17 protein-coding genes, 2 pseudogenes and 1 riboswitch are annotated in these 20,504 nt (G+C 39.1%); of the genes and pseudogenes, 6 read left to right on the forward strand and 13 right to left on the reverse strand.

Annotated features, from left to right (window positions below; translation table 11 throughout):
• From AC1DSB_RS03555 to AC1DSB_RS03605, 11 genes and pseudogenes are all read right to left on the reverse strand, one after another.
• Positions 1 to 472, reverse strand: a pseudogene (locus tag AC1DSB_RS03555) (hypothetical protein); the annotation flags it as partial.
• 15 nt (positions 473 to 487) lie between these two features.
• On the reverse strand, positions 488 to 1,879 hold the full coding sequence (locus AC1DSB_RS03560) for a vWA domain-containing protein (RefSeq protein WP_477530771.1): 1,392 nt from the start codon (positions 1,877 to 1,879) through the stop codon (positions 488 to 490).
• Positions 1,880 to 1,897: 18 nt separating this feature from the next.
• A complete protein-coding gene (locus AC1DSB_RS03565) occupies positions 1,898 to 2,107 on the reverse strand; it encodes a hypothetical protein (RefSeq protein WP_477530770.1) in 210 nt (69 codons plus the stop codon).
• Between the two features lie 29 nt (positions 2,108 to 2,136).
• Positions 2,137 to 3,069: a type II secretion system F family protein gene (locus tag AC1DSB_RS03570; RefSeq protein WP_477530769.1), complete on the reverse strand. Its 933-nt coding sequence runs from the start codon at positions 3,067 to 3,069 to the stop codon at positions 2,137 to 2,139.
• Between the two features lie 4 nt (positions 3,070 to 3,073).
• Entirely contained in the window at positions 3,074 to 4,000 is a 927-nt protein-coding gene (locus AC1DSB_RS03575) for a type II secretion system F family protein (RefSeq protein WP_477585769.1), read from the reverse strand.
• Positions 3,997 to 5,343 (reverse strand): CpaF family protein, encoded by a 1,347-nt coding sequence (locus AC1DSB_RS03580; protein ID WP_477585771.1) that lies wholly within the window; start codon positions 5,341 to 5,343, stop codon positions 3,997 to 3,999. Before AC1DSB_RS03580 ends, AC1DSB_RS03575 begins: the two co-directional genes overlap by 4 nt.
• A gap of 13 nt (positions 5,344 to 5,356) precedes the next feature.
• Positions 5,357 to 6,514 carry a CpaE/TadZ family protein gene (locus tag AC1DSB_RS03585; protein ID WP_477530766.1) on the reverse strand — a complete coding sequence of 386 codons (1,158 nt, stop codon included), beginning with the start codon at positions 6,512 to 6,514 and terminating at the stop codon, positions 5,357 to 5,359.
• Between the two features lie 23 nt (positions 6,515 to 6,537).
• Positions 6,538 to 7,332, reverse strand: coding sequence for a CpaB family protein (locus AC1DSB_RS03590; RefSeq protein WP_477530765.1), 795 nt, complete (start codon positions 7,330 to 7,332; stop codon positions 6,538 to 6,540).
• Between the two features lie 459 nt (positions 7,333 to 7,791).
• Positions 7,792 to 8,778 (reverse strand): homoserine dehydrogenase, encoded by a 987-nt coding sequence (locus AC1DSB_RS03595; protein ID WP_477585773.1) that lies wholly within the window; start codon positions 8,776 to 8,778, stop codon positions 7,792 to 7,794.
• Entirely contained in the window at positions 8,751 to 9,806 is a 1,056-nt protein-coding gene (gene metX, locus AC1DSB_RS03600; protein ID WP_477530763.1) for a homoserine O-acetyltransferase MetX, read from the reverse strand. The genes AC1DSB_RS03595 and metX overlap by 28 nt, the downstream gene beginning before the upstream one ends.
• A 16-nt stretch (positions 9,807 to 9,822) precedes the next feature.
• Positions 9,823 to 11,112 (reverse strand): O-acetylhomoserine aminocarboxypropyltransferase/cysteine synthase family protein, encoded by a 1,290-nt coding sequence (locus AC1DSB_RS03605; RefSeq protein WP_477530762.1) that lies wholly within the window; start codon positions 11,110 to 11,112, stop codon positions 9,823 to 9,825.
• Between the two features lie 117 nt (positions 11,113 to 11,229).
• A riboswitch (SAM riboswitch) is annotated at positions 11,230 to 11,347 on the reverse strand.
• Positions 11,348 to 11,486: 139 nt separating this feature from the next.
• Here AC1DSB_RS03605 and AC1DSB_RS03610 point away from each other — a divergent pair.
• From AC1DSB_RS03610 to AC1DSB_RS03630, 5 genes are all read left to right on the forward strand, one after another.
• A complete protein-coding gene (locus AC1DSB_RS03610) occupies positions 11,487 to 12,137 on the forward strand; it encodes a glycerol-3-phosphate acyltransferase (RefSeq protein WP_342542263.1) in 651 nt (216 codons plus the stop codon).
• Positions 12,138 to 12,325: 188 nt separating this feature from the next.
• On the forward strand, positions 12,326 to 13,552 hold the full coding sequence (gene pepT, locus AC1DSB_RS03615; RefSeq protein ID WP_342542264.1) for a peptidase T: 1,227 nt from the start codon (positions 12,326 to 12,328) through the stop codon (positions 13,550 to 13,552).
• A 300-nt stretch (positions 13,553 to 13,852) separates the two neighbouring features.
• Positions 13,853 to 14,677: an ABC transporter ATP-binding protein gene (locus AC1DSB_RS03620; protein WP_477530891.1), complete on the forward strand. Its 825-nt coding sequence runs from the start codon at positions 13,853 to 13,855 to the stop codon at positions 14,675 to 14,677.
• A 2-nt stretch (positions 14,678 to 14,679) separates the two neighbouring features.
• Positions 14,680 to 15,348 (forward strand): IucA/IucC family C-terminal-domain containing protein, encoded by a 669-nt coding sequence (locus AC1DSB_RS03625; protein ID WP_477585775.1) that lies wholly within the window; start codon positions 14,680 to 14,682, stop codon positions 15,346 to 15,348.
• Between the two features lie 124 nt (positions 15,349 to 15,472).
• Entirely contained in the window at positions 15,473 to 16,177 is a 705-nt protein-coding gene (locus tag AC1DSB_RS03630; protein ID WP_477530760.1) for a hypothetical protein, read from the forward strand.
• A 130-nt stretch (positions 16,178 to 16,307) separates the two neighbouring features.
• On the opposite strand, the gene AC1DSB_RS03635 is transcribed toward AC1DSB_RS03630, so the two are convergent.
• Positions 16,308 to 17,864 (reverse strand): sensor domain-containing diguanylate cyclase, encoded by a 1,557-nt coding sequence (locus AC1DSB_RS03635; RefSeq protein ID WP_477585777.1) that lies wholly within the window; start codon positions 17,862 to 17,864, stop codon positions 16,308 to 16,310.
• Between the two features lie 302 nt (positions 17,865 to 18,166).
• The gene (locus tag AC1DSB_RS03640; protein WP_477530758.1) at positions 18,167 to 19,402 is read right to left on the reverse strand and encodes an ATP-binding protein; all 1,236 of its coding nucleotides are present in this window, start codon (positions 19,400 to 19,402) and stop codon (positions 18,167 to 18,169) included.
• A 621-nt stretch (positions 19,403 to 20,023) separates the two neighbouring features.
• Between AC1DSB_RS03640 and AC1DSB_RS03645 the strand changes: the two are divergent.
• Positions 20,024 to 20,504: pseudogene (locus AC1DSB_RS03645) on the forward strand (hypothetical protein); the annotation flags it as partial.

Consider the following 20,504-nt stretch of genomic DNA (forward strand, 5'->3'; position numbering starts at 1 on the left):
GTCCAGTGCCACTTTGGCCTCCGCCAGGCAATGTTCCACCCGGTCCGGTTCCACCAGTGCCACCTTGGCCACCGCCTGTAGATGAACCATCGCCACCTGAAGGTCCTTGTCCCCCAGTAATCGGAGTTCCCGTTTGCAGCCAGCCATTATATGGATTCGGTATAAAATTTGGCGTAATGAAGGAACCATTCGAACTTGGTTGACCCGAAATAATTGGTTGTCCAGATACGGATGAATTACCACCTTGAACCGCTTGTCCAGGCGCAATTGCCTCGCCGGGTCCATTAACTTCACCAGGCGCAATAAACTGACCACCTGTAATTGGGCTTCCGCCTGTTATAGGAGAACCTGGATTTATTGGTGTTCCTGGCGAAATGAACGAAGCCAACATAATCGACGGCCCGGCAGTCCAAAACAAAATGAATGCAATCATGCTTATGGCAAAAAACTTTTTACAGATACTTTTATTCATTCATGCGCCTCCTGTTTATGGAGTATTTGATAGATATGTTTCCTCTAATGCCTTGATAGCCTCAGAATAATTCATCTCGTTCATCGCTTTTAACTCATCCCGTAATTTGTCATATTCCTCTTCAATCCAAATATGGTAATTATTATTTTTCTCTTTCAAATAATCGTGGCTTTCCTGCGACATCTTATCTTCATCCTGGAACAAATAAGTAAGTGTAAAGCCTACTAGTTGACCTTCATCGACATATTTACCGAATTCCTTTGAATGGTAAACGAATATATCCAATGAGTTATTTGTTCTTTCATAACCAAGATTACCTTCAGTTGACGTCTTCCATTGTTTCCACTTTTCAGCGACCTTTGAAGCTTGATCAAGTTCCTCTTGAAGCCCTGCGGCATTTTGGACATCCTGATATGTTCCTTGAGTTACGTCGGCAATTGACTTTAATTGCTTTTGCCCTTCATGATCAACATTAAATCCTATTACATTGACGATTGGAGTGATATTCGAATCATATAATTTTTTCGCAGCTTCTATAGGGTCATCGTCACATGTAGAAACTCCATCACTCACTAAGTAAACAATATTGGTATTCTTATCACCTGTATAAGAAGCCAAATCCTTTTGGGCTTCATTCAAAGCAAGCTGAATGGGTGTCCATCCTGCAGGTTTAGCTTTTGCCAATGCCTGATCGAATCCAGCCTGATTATATTTCCCAATTGGATAAATAAGTTCACTACTATTACATGAAAGCTCTTTGTCTGCTTTGTTTCCTGTACCTTCTTGACCGTAGATACGCAATCCAACATTCGCATTTTCAGGGAGTCCACTCACAAAATTGGTGATAGCAGATTTTGCAGCATCCATTTGCGTCTGTCCCCCTGCCTCTTTACCCATACTTCCTGAAGCATCAAGAATGACCATTACATTCAAATTCTCTTTGAACTGCATACGTGGATCTTCCACGTCAGGACTTCCCAGTGATTGAAACTTCAATTCCTCAATGATATCTTCAGGACCTTTGAAATCCTCCTGAAATACAGCAAGAATTTCACTATAATAATTGTCCAGTTCTTCCTGACTTGGTTCATTTGAAATATCAGGCAAATCCTTTGTTAATTCATCAAGCTTTTTCCGATCCTCTTCGTTTAAAGATGAGAGAAAGGGGCCAGTATATCCTACTGGCAAATTTGCTAATTCATCTAAAGTTGTAGGAAGAGGCTTTACTTCTACCTCTTCTTTTTTCTTTTGACTATCGGTTGTTTCTGATGGCTTTTCTGCACCTACTGATTTATCGCTTGTTATTTTTTCACCTGGTACTATTCCTTTACCAGCATCTTTTTCATCTGTACATGCTGAAAGGAATAGACCAAGACAACATAAAATTAATAAGTTTTTAAAACGCATGAGTTTCCTCCAAATCAATTAGTTTCCGACCATAGTGCTGATTTTATTAATAATTTTTCCAATCAGACCCGATATGGCGCCTTGTTGTTCTCCTACAGCAGTTGAAATAATCCCTAATACTAAAATCAATAATGCTGCTAGCCCCAACCATTCAAGTGATTGTGCACCTTTTTCGTTTTTCACCGGTTCTACGATATTCATCCATGCGTTCATTAATAAGTTTTTCATTTTGTTTTCTCTCCTTTGAGTGTGTGTTTTTATTGGAATAAATCAAAAATACCTTTGTTTTGGTTGAACATATTTATCATCATCAAGCCGCCGATCAATACGAGTGCAGATGGCAATATGAGAAACGTCGTAACGAGTGTTACTTTTGGTGAAGCCTTCGCCGCCTTCTCTTTAATCATCTCTTTCTTCAACTTTCGCATTTCTTCGGCTTGTTGTTTGAAAGTATCTGCAATTGGTACACCCAATCGCTCGCCTTGAATCAAGGACTTTATCAATATTTGAAACTCTTTTGAATCATTACGGACAAGTAACGTCCGATAGGCTTCCGCTCGCGGTACACCAACGCTGATTTCCTGAATGAATCGTCCGAATTCCTCTTTCACTGGTCCTTCAAAATACGGAACAATGTCACGAATTGCTTGATCCATCGCGACCCCAGCCTGCAAAGTAACGCTCATCGTATCCAGAAAATCCGGTAACTGATACGAAATTTCCTCCTGGCGATTTTTCGCTTTGGAGCGAATCCACATAATCGCACTCATATAGCCAAAAATCGGCAACAGGATAATCATAAATTGTGAAAAGGGCAGTAGTAGAATGAGAGATATTCCGCCTGCAAAGAATCCAACAATCATTAAAAAGATTTTCAATCCTTGAAAGCGTTCAACTGTCAGTTCATAAGGATATCCAGCCTGTATCAACCACTTTTTAACTTCCTCATTTTCACTGAAGAAATTAATGCGTTGGCCCAAATCTGCGAAATCATCAGCAAATTTGAACATCTTGGCAACCAGTTTCTCTTTACGTGTGATTTTCCGATGGAAGGTATCGTAAATAAAAAGGGATTCTTCTACTTGTTCTTTCAATGCTTTTCGTTCACGCCAGTACACATATAATGAGCGAAGGGCAATTCCAACAAAAATTATTGACAACAGTACAGATAAAGCAATAATTCCATCCATTTCATCACACCCTTATATTGGTGATTTTACGGACAATCACGAATGTTAGAATTGTACCGGTCAAGAAGAAAGCAAATAGGATGAATCCCAGTCCGGTAAATAAGGGATCCAAAAAACCATCGATAATGTTGTTCATCATCAGTACTAGAAATATCGGAATGACCGGAACTATGTAGGAAATATAACGTTGTTCTGCAGTCATCGTTTTGATTTCCTGTTTCAATAACTTACGTTCATCCAGTGTCTGACTCATTTCATCCAGAACAGCATACAAATTTCCGCCGGCTTTCTTCTGGATAAGCATAGTAGCTGTGAACAATTGAAATTCTTTATCATCCACTCGTTTTTCCATGCTGCGTATCGCTGCACCGAAGTCTATTCCAAGAGATAATTCATGCGCCAATCTTTTAAACTCTGATTTTGCTGGTTCTGCTATTTCTTGCGCTACAAGTTGAATTCCTTGATTTAGCRTCATACCAGATCGTGTAGCATTAGCCAGGATACGGCAAATTTCTGGAAGCTGTTCGACCAACAATTGTTTCTTCTTATTTTTACGCACCATGAACAATACACGGCGCCCTCCCTCTACGAGTAACAGGGCAACGAACAAACTAGCAAGCAGGTTCAGATTGAAAAAGTTTTGCAGACCAATAATTAATCCCATATATGAAACTATTAACGCTCCCAAAAATTCTGATGGCGTGARGCCAATATTTGCATCTATCAGCTTTTGTTCTAGCGCTTTTGCCGACTCGGTTTGATCGTACTTAGCTCCAATGACAACCAACACACTTTTACGACGTTCTCCATCTCGATAAAACTGTTGGACTTCTTTACGCCACTCTCGTTTTTCTTTTCGATAGCCAAGATAGAAATAAAAACCTACGATGAGCACGAGAATGGTCAGCATCGCCAGTAAGCCTTCGGTCATACGACTACACCTCGTTTCACTGGCTCGAATAACGATTCATCCATGTCAATTCCAAAGAMACGGATTCGATTTAAACATTGGGGGATTTCACCAGTCGGAGTAAAATGTCCTTCGACCTCTCCATCCTTCGTTAAACCGGTCCTTTGAAACTTAAAGATTTCAACAATCCGATGTTTGCCATCATTTTTTTGCACTTCAGAAATCGAAACGATTTTCCGAGTTCCATCTGTCAGTCGTGTTGCCTGAATAATGATGTCTAAAGCTCCGACAATGTATTCTCGAATAATAGTAGAAGGTAAATCCATTCCTGCCATGATGACCATCGCTTCCACTCGGCGCAATGCATCGTCCGCAGTATTGGCATGGACAGTTGTGATTGACCCTTCGTGCCCGGTGTTCATCGCTTGGAGCATATCAAATGCTTCGCCACTTCGAACTTCCCCAACAATGATACGGTCTGGCCTCATACGTAGCGCATTTCGTACCAAGTTTCGGATGCTGACTTCGCCTTTTCCTTCAACGTTCGCTGGTCTGGCTTCCATTCCAACAACGTTAGGTCGGTCGAGTCGAAGCTCTGCCGAATCCTCTATCGTAATGACCCGTTCTCCGTGAGGAATGGATGTTGCGATTACATTCAACAAGGTTGTTTTACCAGATCCTGTACCTCCACTGATAAGTGTGTTCATTTTGGCTCTGACAATCCCGTCTAGAAACGTTGCCATATCTTTGCTCATGGAATTAAACTGCAGTAAATCCTCCACTTTAAATGGTTCTGCTCGGAATTTCCGGATGGAAACCAGTGTGCCTGATAAACTGATTGGTGAAATAACTGCATTTACACGACTGCCGTCTGGCAATCTGGCATCTACCATTGGTGAGCTTTCGTCGATTCGTCTGCCGAGTGGTGCAACAATTCGGTCCACAATGTGCCGAACATGCTCATCATTCCTAAAGGCAATTTGTACTTCCTGAAGCTTTCCTTTTCTTTCTACATAAACTTCCTGATATCCATTGATTAGAATCTCCGTAACTTCGGGATCATTAATGAGAGGTTCGAGCGGTCCAAAACCTACTGATTCGTCTAGAATTCTAGTAATTAACAGTTCTTTATCATGCCTTGAAATAATCACTTTCTCTTCGGACATGAAAGTAGAAACATATTGTTCGATGCGTAAACGCATTTCTCCTGAAGACAACTGCGTTAGAGCTTCTAAGTTTGTGTCGCGCAATAAACGTGCCTTATAATGTTCGACTAATTCATCGACGAGGTGGTTTTCATATTCGTAAGAGGTTGGCTTTTTCTGCACAAGCTTCTCTTTTCTCTTTTCAAACAGTGAGCTCATCCCTCTTCACCTCCTATTGCTTTAATACATCTCGTGCAAACTTTCGAATATCTTTGGCAAATGGGATTAATTTACGCTCTTTCTGCACTTTTCTGACGGGCATGCCTTTATTGATATAGGGTTGTAACCCTTTAATGTCCCTGCGAATGGAAGCAGCAACCGGAAAACGTAGTACATTTTTCAAATCACTTTGCTGGACTTCGTTTTCTTTGGCCAGTTCATTCAGCACAATTTCCATGCGATTTGCCAATGAAATGCCGAGCCTTGTGCTCAGTGTCTCGAACTGCTTCAACGTTTTAAGTGCTGAAGTTTCAGGAGCTAATATATAAAATACTTTGTCTGACTCTTCTAATGCTGTAACAACCTGTGTATTCATATGACTTGGCAAATCAATTAACACGTAATCAAATGAACGTCGGCATGTACGAATCAATTTGGCAATAAACTCTTCATCAATTGATTCCGCAATTTCCGCGTCACAAGGGCTAATGAGAATTTCCAGCTTGGAATCTTCCTGCGTTTCCGAAACATTCCGGATATGACTTTCATTTAATTCCTCAACTACTGGCATTAAGTCGGCCAGCGAACGGTTTGATTCAATAGAAAAGACGTTTTCGATTCCACCGTACTGAGTGTTCAAATCGATCAAAATCACTTCCGCCGTTGACTCAAGCTTTAAAGTTTGAGCAACTGAAGAAGCAATCAATGTACGGCCACTTCCACCTTTTCCACTATAGAAAGAAAAAATCTTCCCCCGATTCCTCCCATAGGTTACAGCGGCTTCTTCCATCGAATTCTTCTTAACTTCATAGTTTTTTACGATTGTCGGGAAACGGCTGGCAAATAAACTGGCTTCATCAGGGAATACGAAGAACTCATCCGCTCCTGAACGAATGATTGAACGGAGCAATGAAAAGTCAGATTCATTGGCGACAAACAATAGCAGACATGCCGGGTTAACCATTCGAATCGATTGAACCAATTCCACAGAAGCTTCCGTTTCAAATTGAGAAACAATCACAATATCTCGCGTTTCCCGATTCATTTCGCGAATGGCTTCTGGATAATTAACCGTAGTTACGCTTTTTGAAAAACTTTCAGCGATTATTTTTAGTTGCGCCGTGCTTTGCTCCCATTCACTAACAATCAAAATATTTATATGTGATTCCATCTTGTCAGCCTCTCTTCTTTACCTTACTGTCCGCTACCTGAAGTCGTTCCTGCTGCTTTCGGTGTTTCTTTTTTTGTATTATCTTTTGGTTGTGTAGGTGCAGGCTTCGTTGCTGGAGGAGTTGCTGGTTTAGCTTCCGACTTTGGCTGTGCGGCTGCATCCTCCTGCGCTGCTTGTTCTTCAGTTTCTTCTAGAGGCAGGCTATTTTGACCAACATTAGCTTTTAATATTCGAATATGATCAGCATAATTTTGCATATGTATTAGTTTAGGTGCTTGTTCAGCTGTCACTTCGACTGAAATCCCTCTCATGCCATCTTTATTACCTAACGCCCATCTTACTACCACATCTTTCATGAACATGGTCGTTTTGTGGTCGCCATTATTATCAGTCGATACAACAATATCCACTCGATCTAGAGTTTCGATTACTTGGTCAAATTGAATTTTTTCTGAGCTATTTAAGCTGACCAACCGATTATTTTCATTTTGAAGTGTTGTAGCTGGTTTGATCATGCTTTTGGTGATGATATCCCCTTCCTTGAGAGGCAGGACGGAAACTTGGTACTGCAGTTCTTCGAACGATGTAATATGAGAATCTTTAACTACAAACTTATTTGGAATTTCCATAACGGTTACTTGGCTTTCCTGAATTACTTCTCGAGAAAGAATCTCTCCATTAGCCACATAAATTTTTGTCATTGCTCCTAATTCGGAATTTAAGTCTTTAACTTTCTGAAGGACCATATACCCAGTGGCGGCCGCTAAAATAAAGGCCAAAATAAAGAATACAGCCGCACGCCTTTTTGCCTCTAACATTCATTAATCCCTCTTTTCAAAATGGTTTCTTTTATACTTTTAGGTATAATCCTTCATTGAATACCTCAATAGTCATATATTATTTACCATTTACTTTCCCGTAATGTCAAAGTTGGATAATATTCCCAATACCTTTTCGTAGTTCCCTTGTACCGTGTAAATAAACCTATTTCACGATATTTATTTTTACCTAATCACCAAAACGTTGATATAATGCGATTCGTTAAATTTGATATACTTTTAAATCACAACTATTTTACCTTTAATAAACCTTTTTTTTACAATTAGAGGGTATAATGATTCTTTATTTTTTCCATGTAATTCCAATAACCTCGACTTYAAGATACTTAAAATCAAGTGTTTTGAATGTATTCCTTCTATATAATAAGTACGTTATTTTCCCCAATAGAAAAACCGCTTCATTTCTCCATTTGGAGAGAATGTAGCGGTTCGATTTTCTTATATGGTGACTAAAATTTGAGTCCGTTTGCCGATAATTTCTGCATAATCTTTCACCATGGCACTTRCAGTCGGGAATTTACCTGCTCCCGGGCCCACTAAAGTTAAAGTTCCCATGTAATCCGTTTCAAGCGCAATTGCGTTATTTACTCCCTCAATTGCATACAAAGGATGCTCTGGGCCTACCAATCTTGGACCAACACTCGCATGTAAGGATCCATCTACCTTTTCGACAATTTCTGCCACATGTCTGAAACGCAAACCTTCCCTTGCAGCCCCCAGTACTTGTTCAAGAGTGATATCTGCTATTCCTTCAATCGATACATCATTCCACTTTGGTTGTTTACCGAATGCTAAATTACTCWATATCATAAGCTTTCGAAATGCGTCTTGACCTGAAATGTCATTGAAAGGATCTGCCTCTGCGTACCCCAGTAACTTTGCTTCCTCCAAAGCATCCTGAAAACTGCTTTCTTGCACCCTCATTTGAGTTAAGATGTAATTTGATGTTCCATTTAATATCCCTTGAATTCTTTGAACCTGATTTACTAGAAGAATATTTTTCAAAGTTGAAATTATGGGAACACCGCCAGCTGTAGTTGCTTCATATCCCACATGGACACCTTGCCTATTTGCAAGTTCCTGTAACTCCAAGCCACGCTTTGAGAACATGACTTTATTAGCCGTAATGACATGACAACCTTTTTGAATGGCCTTACATAAATAATCGTAAGCAGGGTCTTCTCCCACAATGGCTTCAAAAACAATTTGAAGATCTGGGATAGCTTCAATTTCATCAAAGTTGTCAGTGAACAATACATCTGGAGCTGCCATGCGACTTTTTGTCTTATCTCTTATCAGAATTGCTTTGATGTCTATATCTAATCCAAGTGATTCTTTTAATTGATCCTTTTTCTCATTAAGTATTTGGTAAATACCTTGACCAACTGTGCCAAAACCTAAGATTGCTGCTTGAATCGTCGCCATGACTTTACCCCCAAGTGAACAGATAATATATCTCCCCATGTCTCAAATTCAGTCAGAAAGCCATCATGACCGAATCTTGTGTTGACCATACAGAAATGATGATTAGGAACGAGATGCGCAAAAGAGCAAATGTCCTCAGGTGGATATAGTAAATCATATGTGAATGCTATGGTAATCACTTTTGCTTCAAATTGCTTTGCCGCAATTTCTATACCCCCTCTATCCCTTCCGATATCATGGGTATTCATTGCTCTTAACAAGGTAAGGTAGCTATTCGCATCAAAACGGTTAGCCAGTTTTACCCCTTGATATTTCATATAGGATTCGATTTCGAACAATCCATCGCTTCTGGTCTTTCTGGCAAAACGGTTCTTATGTAATTGTTCACTACGATAAGTAACCAGCCCCGCCATTCGAGCCGTTTCAAACCCCTTGATCTCCGAGGAACAGGTATAGTTTCCATTGAGATAATTCGCATCCGTCTCAATTGCATGGATTCCAATGTAGTTAAAAGCAATACCTGTGTCACTTAGATAAGGGGTAACTGCTAAAGGAATAAGAATATCCATATCTTTTGGATAAAGTAATCCCCACTCCAAAACACGCATGCCACCAAGTGACCCACCAACTACCGCATGAAGCCGATTAATACCCAAAGCTAGTAATGCCTTTTTTTCCGCATGCACCATATCACGAATTGTAATTGTCGGAAAGGATGATCGATATGGATTGCCTGTAGAGGGATTGATGGTCAACGGCCCCGTCGTACCCGAGCATCCTCCAAGGACATTCAGTGTAATAACTCGAAAAGAGTCGGTATCAATATTCTTTCCCGGTCCAATTAACCCGCTCCACCAGCCCGGTGATTCCTTTGATCCAACGGCATATTGATTGCCAGTTAACGCATGACAAACCAAAACAACTGGTGCTTCTGAAGGACCAAGAGTTTCATATGAAAGTTCAACATGCTCAAGCCATTCTCCAGACTCTAGTTGAAAATTCCCGATTGTCACACTTCCTGTTGCCATTAAATTCACCTCCACATTAAACCGTTACGACGGTGGCATGTTCTATTGCTTTCCCCAAATCGGCTACCAGGTCTTTCACAGATTCCAATCCTACTGATAGACGAATCAACTCTTCCGTTACACCCGATTGCTTCAACTCTTCACTGCTTAACTGTTGATGGGTTGTTGAAGCAGGATGGATAATGAGCGATTTTGCATCCCCTACATTAGCCACATGCGACCAGATTTGGACATGGTCGATAAGTTTTCGTCCTGCTTTCCGACCTCCTTTAATGCCAAAATTCACAATCGAGCCGTATCCATTCTTTAAGTACTTGTTTGCCAATTGATGAGATGGATGAGATTCGAAACCATTGAAACTTACCCATTCTACTGCCGGATGATTTGCTAAGTATTGTGCGACTGCAATTGCATTTTCATTATGTTTCGGTACGCGGAGATGCAATGTTTCAAGACCTTGCAAAAAAGCGAATGCATTATCCGGGCTTAGGCATGGACCGAAGTCACGCAGTAGCTGGACCCGCAGTTTAATCGCGAAAGCCACTTGGGGGACATCAATCCCGTAACGAAGGCCATGGTAGCTCGTATCCGGTTCCGTAAAGCCAGGAAACTTCTCGCTGTTCCAATCAAACTTACCTGCATCCACAACGACACCGCCGATTGACGTACCGTGTCCCCCAATCCATTTCGTAGCTGAATGAACGACTACATCCGCACCGAATTCGATAGGGTTGCTTCCGTATGGCGTTGCAAACGTATTATCGATAATCAACGGAATTCCGTTCTCGTGTGCAATGTCAGCTACAGCTTCTACGTCCAAAACATGAAGGCTTGGGTTTCCGATGATTTCCCCGAAAATGGCTTTCGTTTTATCGGTAATGGCCCCGCGGAAATTCTCAGGATCGGTGGAATCTACAAACTTCACCGTGATTCCATACCGTGGAAGTGTATTGGCAAATAGATTGTAGGTCCCACCATACAAATTGCCAGCAGCGACGATTTCATCACCGGCTCCTGCTACATTCAGAATGGAGAAGGCTATCGCAGCCATGCCACTCGATAGGGCTACCGCTGCTGTGCCACCTTCCAATAACGCGATTCGCTGTTCAAATACGTCCACAGTCGGGTTGCCGATGCGTGAATAAATGTGTCCAGTTTCCTGCAAGGCGAATAAGTTTTGGGCATGTTCCGTATCTCTGAAAACAAAAGAAGTTGTTTTGTAGATTGGCACTGCACGGGAACCCGTGATTGGGTCCGGCTGCTGACCTCCGTGTAAAAGTAGAGTTTCCGGTTGAAGATTTGTCATTGTTTTCCCTCCTGGATTGTGTTTTAGATGGAAGTGTGGAGGCGAAAGAGGAGTTTTATGAACAGAAAAAAGCCCCGTCTTCGCTTAAGAAGAGGGGCTCACAAGTGCGTGATCCTCCTCTTATCTTTCAGATCTCCACTAAAGAAATCTGTAGGAATTAGCACCTTTGCAAGTTAATCACTTGCCGGTTGCCGGGCATCGCAGGGCCTAGTCCCTCCGCCACTCTAGATAAGAGTATTTGATTTAGTTTTCCATCTTGAGAATCAGTATATGTTTAATATCYATAAATAGTCAAGAATTATTTATATAATTTTTTGAAACTTCTGCCAACACTCAAACGTTTAAAGAGTTAGTGAAAAAAAGGGGTTGGGAATATGAATCTTGCATTATGGGTGCTAATCACCTTACTATCAGGTTATTTAATTGGCTGTCTCCACGGTTCAAATGTGGCGCAACGGCTTTCTGGGGTGAATGTAAAGGAACAGGGAGTAAAGAATGCGGGGGCATCCAATGCCACTATTGTATTAGGCTGGAAATACGGGGCACTCGTTGCATTTGTTGATATTGGTAAAGGAATACTTGCAATCGTCCTTTTGCGTCTTATATTCGAATCTACTGATCTTTCCTTGGAGTATCAATGGGTCCTATTATTTCTTGTGGGGGCATCTGTCGTAATAGGTCACAATTATCCATTTCAGATGCATTTTGATGGTGGTAAAGGAACGGCATCTGTTATTGGAGTGATGTTAGTACTGGATTGGAGAATCGGATTGGTTGGACTTATCTTGCTGATTGTCGTTTCATTGGTGACAGATTACTTATTAATCGGTGTACTGTTCTTATATATTACATATATCATTTTAGCCTTTTTGATTACAGAAAGTACTATGCCAATTGTCATAACCACCGCACTCTTCTTACTTGCGTTATGGAAGCATCGCGAGAATATACACCGTTTGAGATCCGGGATGGAACCACGAGTTTCTTCGGTTATCAAAAAGAAAAAAGTGACTCACTCCAATTAATTGGGGAATCTATTTTTTATTCCGAATTTACTAAAAAGTCGTTAAAATTTCATTCGGCCAGAACAATCATTATTCCGTGAACCGAATGAAAGTGCTAAACTGAGGTAAGGGGTAAAGACTACTGGCCCGCATCATGTCGGTCAATATCTGCCCGACTCCGAACCAACTTTTCTAAGGGAGATGAAACCATGCAAGAAACATTAATCGAACGCCTTGTACGTTATGCCAAAATTGATACACAATCAGATGCTGAAAGCACCACTTGTCCATCTACACCAGGTCAGTGGGACTTATTGCACGAACTAGAAAAAGAATTGGCTTCAATCGGAATGGAAGACATTTCACTTGATGACAATGGTTATTTATTTGCCACTTTGCCTGCAAATTCAGAACGTGAATTGCCAACAATCGGCTTTTTAGCTCACGTCGACACAGCAACTGATTATACAGGTAAGAATGTAAACCCTCAGCGTATCGATTGCTATGAAGGTGGCGACATCCGATTAAACGAAGAAACCGTTATGTCTCCTGACGATTTCCCAGAGCTTAATAATTATATCGGGCACACTTTAATAACAACAGATGGCACGACTTTACTAGGTGCCGACAACAAAGCAGGAATTGCTGAAATTATGACAGCTATGGAGTTTCTAATTAATAATCCAGACATTAAACACGGCAAACTTCGTGTTGCCTTTACTCCAGACGAAGAAATTGGGCGTGGGCCACATAAATTTGATGTTGAAAAATTTGATGCCAAGTATGCTTATACAATGGATGGCGGACCTCTTGGAGAACTTCAATTTGAAAGTTTCAATGCAGCTGGTGCTAAAGTTATCACACGTGGGACAAGCGTTCATCCAGGTTCAGCTAAAAACAAAATGGTGAACGCTCTGACCATCGCCATGAAGTTCCAATCTTATATGCCTGCAGATGAAGTGCCTGAGAAGACTGAAGGACATGAAGGATTCATCCACTTGATGAATTTCAACGGGCATGTAGAAGAAGCCAAATTGTCTTATATCGTACGTGACTTTGACCGTGAAAAATTCGAAGCGAAGAAAGCATTATTTGAAGAAGCTGCTTCAAAAATCAAAGCAGAATACGGATCAAATGCAATTTCGTATGAACTGCATGATCAATATTTCAACATGGGTGAAAAAATTGAGCCTGTAAAAGAAATTGTCGATATTGCACATGAAGCGATGACGAATCTATCAATTAATCCATTAGTCATCCCAATTCGTGGAGGTACTGACGGTTCACAATTATCATATATGGGCATGCCAACACCTAATATCTTTACAGGTGGCGAAAACTATCATGGAAAATATGAATACATTTCAGTCGATAACATGGAAAAAGCAACCAAAGTCATGATTGAAATGATTCAACTGTTTGAAAGACAAGCTTAATATTGCCATAACACAAGCATTGACTGTCCTCCTGACAGACTGTGCTTGTTTTTTTATGGAATTTCCTATGACATTGAATTTCCCAATAAACGTCACCTAATTTTGCACCATCCGGCATATATTTTATGGGAATCGTAGAAAACATCATAAGCAGGTCATGATTACTTATCCTGCACCGACAACTTCACAATTTTGTAAAGACTTTTCCAGTAATTAATGAAAATCATTCTCATTAATTCTTTGTTTTATGGTATGATGTCTTAAGTGAGAACACCTATCAGTTAGATGGAGGTTACAATGATGCATACTGCTGTTAAAGCTGAATCCCTTTCAATTGGATATTCTGATCATTTACTATTTGAGAATTTAAATTTACATATACCCCGTGGAGAAATTTCCGTTTTTGTTGGCAGCAATGGCTGCGGAAAGTCAACGTTGCTTCGTTCTATTGCACGTTTATTGAAACCGACAACCGGTTCTGTCCTATTGGAAGGAAAAGATGTTCACCGCATGTCTTCCAAAGAAGTGGCTAAAAAAATGGGTATACTGCCTCAATCACCCGTTTCACCAGAAGGTCTGACGGTTCATGATTTGGTGAAGCAAGGCCGTTATCCCCACCAGTCATGGTTGAAGCGCTGGACTGAAGAAGATACAGAAAAAGTGGAAGCCGCAATGGAAGCAACGCGAATTAGCGATCTTCGTGACCGCGCCGTTGATACATTATCCGGTGGCCAACGACAACGTGCTTGGATTGCAATGACACTCGCTCAAGATACCGATCTCATCTTGCTTGATGAACCTACGACTTATTTGGACATGACGCACCAAATTGAAATTTTGGATTTGCTGTTTGAATTAAATGAGAAAAAAGATCGTACCATCGTGATGGTATTACATGATTTGAACTTAGCATCCCGATACGCCCACAATATCATTGCCATTAAAAATGGCGATGTCCATGCTCAAGGTAAACCGGAAGATATCATTACTTGTGATTTAGTTAGATCAGTATTTGGTATGGAATGCCAAGTTTCAAAAGATCCAATGTTCGGCACACCTCATTGCATCCCTTATGGTCGGGGACGCTGTGTAGTATCAGAATTACGAGTTTCTACAGGTGCGTAAGTATGAAGGATAGTCTTAAACAACTTTCTGTGTTTGTCGATGATGACCGTCAGCCCGTTATGACACTCGGTGAGGCTCATACTGCACATGGCATAAACAGAATACTTCAAACTGTTCGAGACATAACGGATGCACCAACGGATGCCGTTGCTGCATCTGTTTTTTTTCGCCGCATCGGTTTCTTGTTAGCAGCTCAATTCAATACGATTGCGGTACACAAGCAATTTTTTGCCGGACCTTTAAAACATATTGGTATTATTCAGGACGACTATACAATTAAGTTCACAGTACCAAGTGAAGGCTATATCAAAGTGCAAGATGAAGAACAAGCTTTAYGATTCGTTCTGGACACCTATGGTCATCCTCTAGTTGAATTTTTTAGTCAACATGCGAAGATCCCTAAGTTGATTTTATGGGAAAATATATGGGGGTACGTCATATGGGTTTACAGTCAACTTATTCAGGATGGTGTTACGGCCGCCTCATCGAATCTGGAATTTTTGTTGCTAGAAAGCACGTGGAAACCGCAAATGAGACGTTCACCTTTTAAGCAATTTTTGCAAAACCAATCAGCCCTTGATGCAATGAAAGACTATAAACGAGTTACATGTTGTTTATTAAAAGAAATGCCTAATACCAATAGATGCTCTTATTGCCCACACGCTGACTAAGCGTGTTTTTTTAATTACTTCTTCTTTCCGAATAAATTTATTGTCCGACCCCCTTAAGTTATTAATATATTTCGAAAAATGTATTAGCGTCTAAGGGATGCAAATTTATTAAGAGGTGAAGAAAATGAAAAATTGGAAAAAAGCAAGCGCTGCTATATTAGCTGCAGGACTTATTACAACTTCTGCTGGACAAGTTTGGGCCAACGAAACTGAAAAAGTAGATTCTAGTTTAGAAGTTTCTCAAGACACTACTGTTACAGCTGAAGATTTAGAAATCGCTTCATTAGTTCCAACTGGTTATACTGCCAACAATATTTTTGCACTATCTAAAAACATTGAGAAAATTAGTAATCCGACAGCAAAAGCTGCATTGCAAAAAAACATTGATAAAGCATTAGCTAAATGGGCTGAGAAAAATGCTGAAACACCTGAAGTTCCTGAAGTAGAACTTCCTGAAACTCCAGAAGCTCCAGAAGCGGAACTTCCAGAAACTCCAGAAGTTGAAGTTCCTGAAAGTGATGTTCCTGTAGTTGAAGCTCCTGATACTGAAGTTGATGAAGAGAAGGAATTAAATGAAAAAGCTACAGCTGCTCTAGCTAAAGCTGAAGAGAAAAAGGCTGCTGCTCTAGCTAAAGCTGAAGAGAAAAAGACTGCCGCTCTAGCTAAAGCTGAAGAGAAAAAAGCTGCTGCTCTAGCTAAAGCCGAAGAGAAAAAGGCTGCTGCTCTAGCTAAAGCTGAAGAGAAAAAAGCTGATGCTCAAGCTAAAGTCGAAGAGAAAAAAGCTGATGCATCTGAAAAAGCTGCAAAAGCAAAAAATGGTAAAGAATAGTACAAATAACTAAATTAAGCATACAAATTGAGCCCAATTCGCATCCGAATTGGGCTCTTTTAATATGCCTTATATCAGCTTTGAATATGATTAGCACTCACTTTAAGCCAATCTTCCCTTGAGTAAACTATCAATTCTCTATATTAATTGGATTTGCAATGACTGTTCTATTTCTTCCTTGTTGTTTTGCTTGGTATAATGCTTTATCTGTAGCGTGAAGTAACTGGGAAAAATGATTTGCGGTCTCTGAGGAATTTCCTATCCCCATTGAAACAGTGATCGGTTTTCCAGATGGGCTTATGGTGTTTTCAGTTTTTTTTCTAATTCGTTCTGCAATCATATTAGCCGTCCCAATATCGGTTTCTGGAAGAACAATCAAAAATTCCTCTCCACCCATGCGGAAACACATATCGCTTTCCCTTGTCTCATTTTTTACTAACGTGGAAAGATATTTTAATACTTCATCTCCCACTTGATGTCCGTATTGATCGTTCACGGTTTTAAAAAGGTCAATATCAAGGAGGATAATCGAATACATTTCTAACGAATTAACTTTCTCTTCTAACGAACGACGATTATAGTAACCTGTCAATGGGTCCAGGTTAGATTCACTCTCAACATTGATGATTTTTTTTTCATAAAATTCAACAGCTATTAAAATAGCACGTTCCAATTCTTTTAATTCAAAATACCAGTCTGGAATGTGAGGTTTCGGTACCGAAGAATCTACTGTAATCTGTTGGGCATAGAAGGATAAATTTCTTATCGGGTCCACAATTTTCTTCAACATGACAAGAGACATTAGAAAAACAAAAATCATAAATGGAATAGCGATTAAACACACCTGCTTCGCCATTTCTATTGTTGGTTCTAAAATTGCTTTTTTAGGTGTTTGCGATATAATTCCCCAATTGTTTGCAGAGCTTGCATATGCTGCTAACATAGGTATCCCTTTAGTATCGAGAATCTCTTGAGCTCCATTTTCTCCTTTTAACACTTTCTGAATGATTTTGTTCTCTATTGCATTTTCTCCAATTCTAATAGGATCGGGGTGWTAGATAATATCACCATGAGAATCAACTACATATACATACGAATCATTTTGATGTTTTGGATGTTRACCAAGTACTTTTTTCAGGCTATTTTCCTCATGTAAATATATGGTTCCAGCAAGAAATCCTAAGTATGAACCATTATCGTCAAAAACGGGCACTGAAATAAGCAATATCATTCTTCCTGTCACACTTATGTAAGGCTGTGATATTAAGGGTACTTTTTGTATTAAAGCTTCTTTTGCACCCGGCGTGTTCAATTGTATACCCTTCAAGTTTACTTCTGGTGCTGAGGCAACGACCTTTCCTTTTGAATCAACAAATAACGTAGAATTAAAAAAAGTAGTAGAATCCAAAAAATGCGTTAATTCTTTATTTATTGCGGTAGAAACTGTATGTAAATATTCACTATCTTGAGATTCCAATGTTAGACTTTTTAACATAGTACTAAAAAGTGAATTCGTTGTATCAGCTAACTTTTCTGCATAAAATTGATTTTCTATTAAGTAATTCTTCTCAAGGTTATTTTTACTTACTACTACTCCTGAAATAACACTTCCTGCTAAAGTACCAATCATGGCAAAGCCCAACAGTGTTAAAATTAGAAATTTTACACTCAGCATTTTTGGTTTCATATTTTTTTCTCCAATTGATTTAGTCCAATAATCCATTCATATATTACACTATTTAGGAATTGATTGGTTATAAACCATAAAAATGTATATTATCAGAAAACTTCGATAGGGAATTCGGAACTTTTTAGTTCCTTTTACATCTATTAAAGTTCAATGTGAATAGTCTATTAATTATCACCTCATTATTGGACACTCTGAAAGATAATAAAAGAGTTACATAATGTTTTATTATTACTGCAAAACAAAACAGCACAGTTAATTAACTGTGCTGTTTTATAAAGTTTCTTATGTCACAATTCGTATTAGCTAGTTATGCTTTCAATAACGATTGGGGTAATAGTAGGTAATATTATTTCTATCGTTGTTCCCACATTTAATTTACTTTCAATTGTTAGCTTGCCGTTATGACTTTCGATTATCTTATAACAGGTCATTAGTCCAAGACCAGTACCCTTTTCCTTTGTTGTATAAAATGGCTCTCCCAGTGTTGGCAATCGTTCTGCTGGAATTCCGATACCTTCATCAATAATTTGAATAGAAATTTTATCTTCTTCTTTTTTCTTAACCTTAACCTCAATACTTCCCCCCTGAGGCATGGCTTCGATTGAATTTTTAAGAAGGTTTAGAAAAACCTGCTTTAACTGATTTTTATCGCAACTCACCATTGGCAAATCACTTTCAAACTCAACAAAAATTTGAACATTGTTCAATATTGACTGAGTATTAATTAAGGTTACTATGTCTTTTATCAATACCGTAACGTCTTGTTCTAGAAAAGTTGCTACGCTTGGTTTGGCGAGAACCATGAATTCACCTACGATTGAATTTATCCGTTCAAGCTCTGATTCTACAATATCAAAATATTCATCTTTGAGCTCATTGGACTTCAATAGATATATAAATCCTTTGATGGATGTTAGGGGATTACGGACTTCATGGGCTATACCTGCTGCCATTTGACCCAACATAGCCAGTTTTTCTGACTTTTGGAGTTGCTGTTCATTCTGTGCTTTTCTTATAGTGATATCCTTTCCAATTGAAAGGATTGCCTCTTTTTCACCAAAAACGATATACAATGAAGAAACTTCAAAAAAGAACATCGATCCATCAAAACGTTTCATTCTGTGTTCTATACTGTTTAACGGAAGTTTCTGTTTCATTGCCTGTTTTACTCGTTCATGAATACGCTCTGTGTACTCGGGCTCAAAAAAGTCATGTATGGATTTTCCGATTATGTCTCCCATATTGGAAGCTCCAAACATGCAAACAGTGGCTTTATTTACATAAACAATCCTATCATCCTGATGGATAATAACTGATTCAGGCAATGAATCAATCAACCTTTTATAACTTTCCCCACTAGACCGTGCCTGTTTTTCATAGTAACGAGCTTTATCATATTGCCTTCCAACAAGCCAAGCAATAAAAGTAAATATAAAAAAGTCTATCGTAAAAAAACCCTCATAATTCACAATCTTTTGAAAGGTAGTAAATGTTATCGAAATTAACACCAAAATAATTTGACCCGAATTATTCATTTTATCCCTCTTAAATAAGTATATTTGCAAACAATTATTATAAATTATTTATTCAACGATTTGACGATATATTTCTTTATCTATATCTTTTTCCACGATATTCCACTCTTACTAAAAGCTACTACTATTTAATTCGACATTTTAACATTAAAACTCCTCTTTTCCTTTGAAAATTGCATATACAATATGTGAAATGCGCGTATTTATTTCATTATTTATTCTGTGCTATGTAGATAAGCAACTTCAAAAAATATCCTTTTTCAACTAACACGTATTTTCATATTTAATATAACTACCCCAGTAATATTAAAGAAAGACTACTATTGTCACTGGTCAGTTAGTTGAAGAACAAAAGCCTCCACTTAATAATATTATCGCTTGGATTCTACGCTAAAAAAAAAATCCATGCACAAGTGCATGGATTCATAGTCTTGACTAACACAACTTAACGATGAGGGGGGTTAAGAATGTGTTTTTATGATCAGCATCGATTTGGAGAAAAGTCGCTGACATGGCTTCTTCCCTAATTTTCAGAAAGATTGTCTTTGGTATACGATAATGATAATCATTATCACTAAATATGTCAACACTTTACTGGTTAATTTTTTGTATACTACATTTATGACTACTTTAACGAACGATCAAATCCGACAATTAAATATGTATAGCACTTACATCATTCCTCCTGCTCACCCACTGTTTACACGTAAACAAATGGAAGACATTGATTTCCTGGCAGTAGTACAAACAATCACGGGTATTAGCAACAAAACGGTTGCTGCTTCTTACCTTATGCGTCGCTATGGGATGTTTATATCGACACAATTTGTCATGCTGGCTACTTACGATGAATTATGGTTGGGACAACATGAAGATTTGATGTTTGCTGCTAATGTTGAATATGGAAATATGGGTATCAGTATGTATATCGATAAGAAAGACTTTATGGATGTAGAGAACCTTCCTCGTGAAGCTCTCATACAGAAAATATTGAAGGAACAAAGTTATTCATTGATCCTAGAAATTCGAAAGCACTCTTCTGTCTCTCCTTTGACATTGTGGGAAAACGTTTTTGGCTTTTTACTATGGCACTACGCTGTCC

The organism is Paenisporosarcina sp. P4_E4_2, assembly GCF_056401595.1.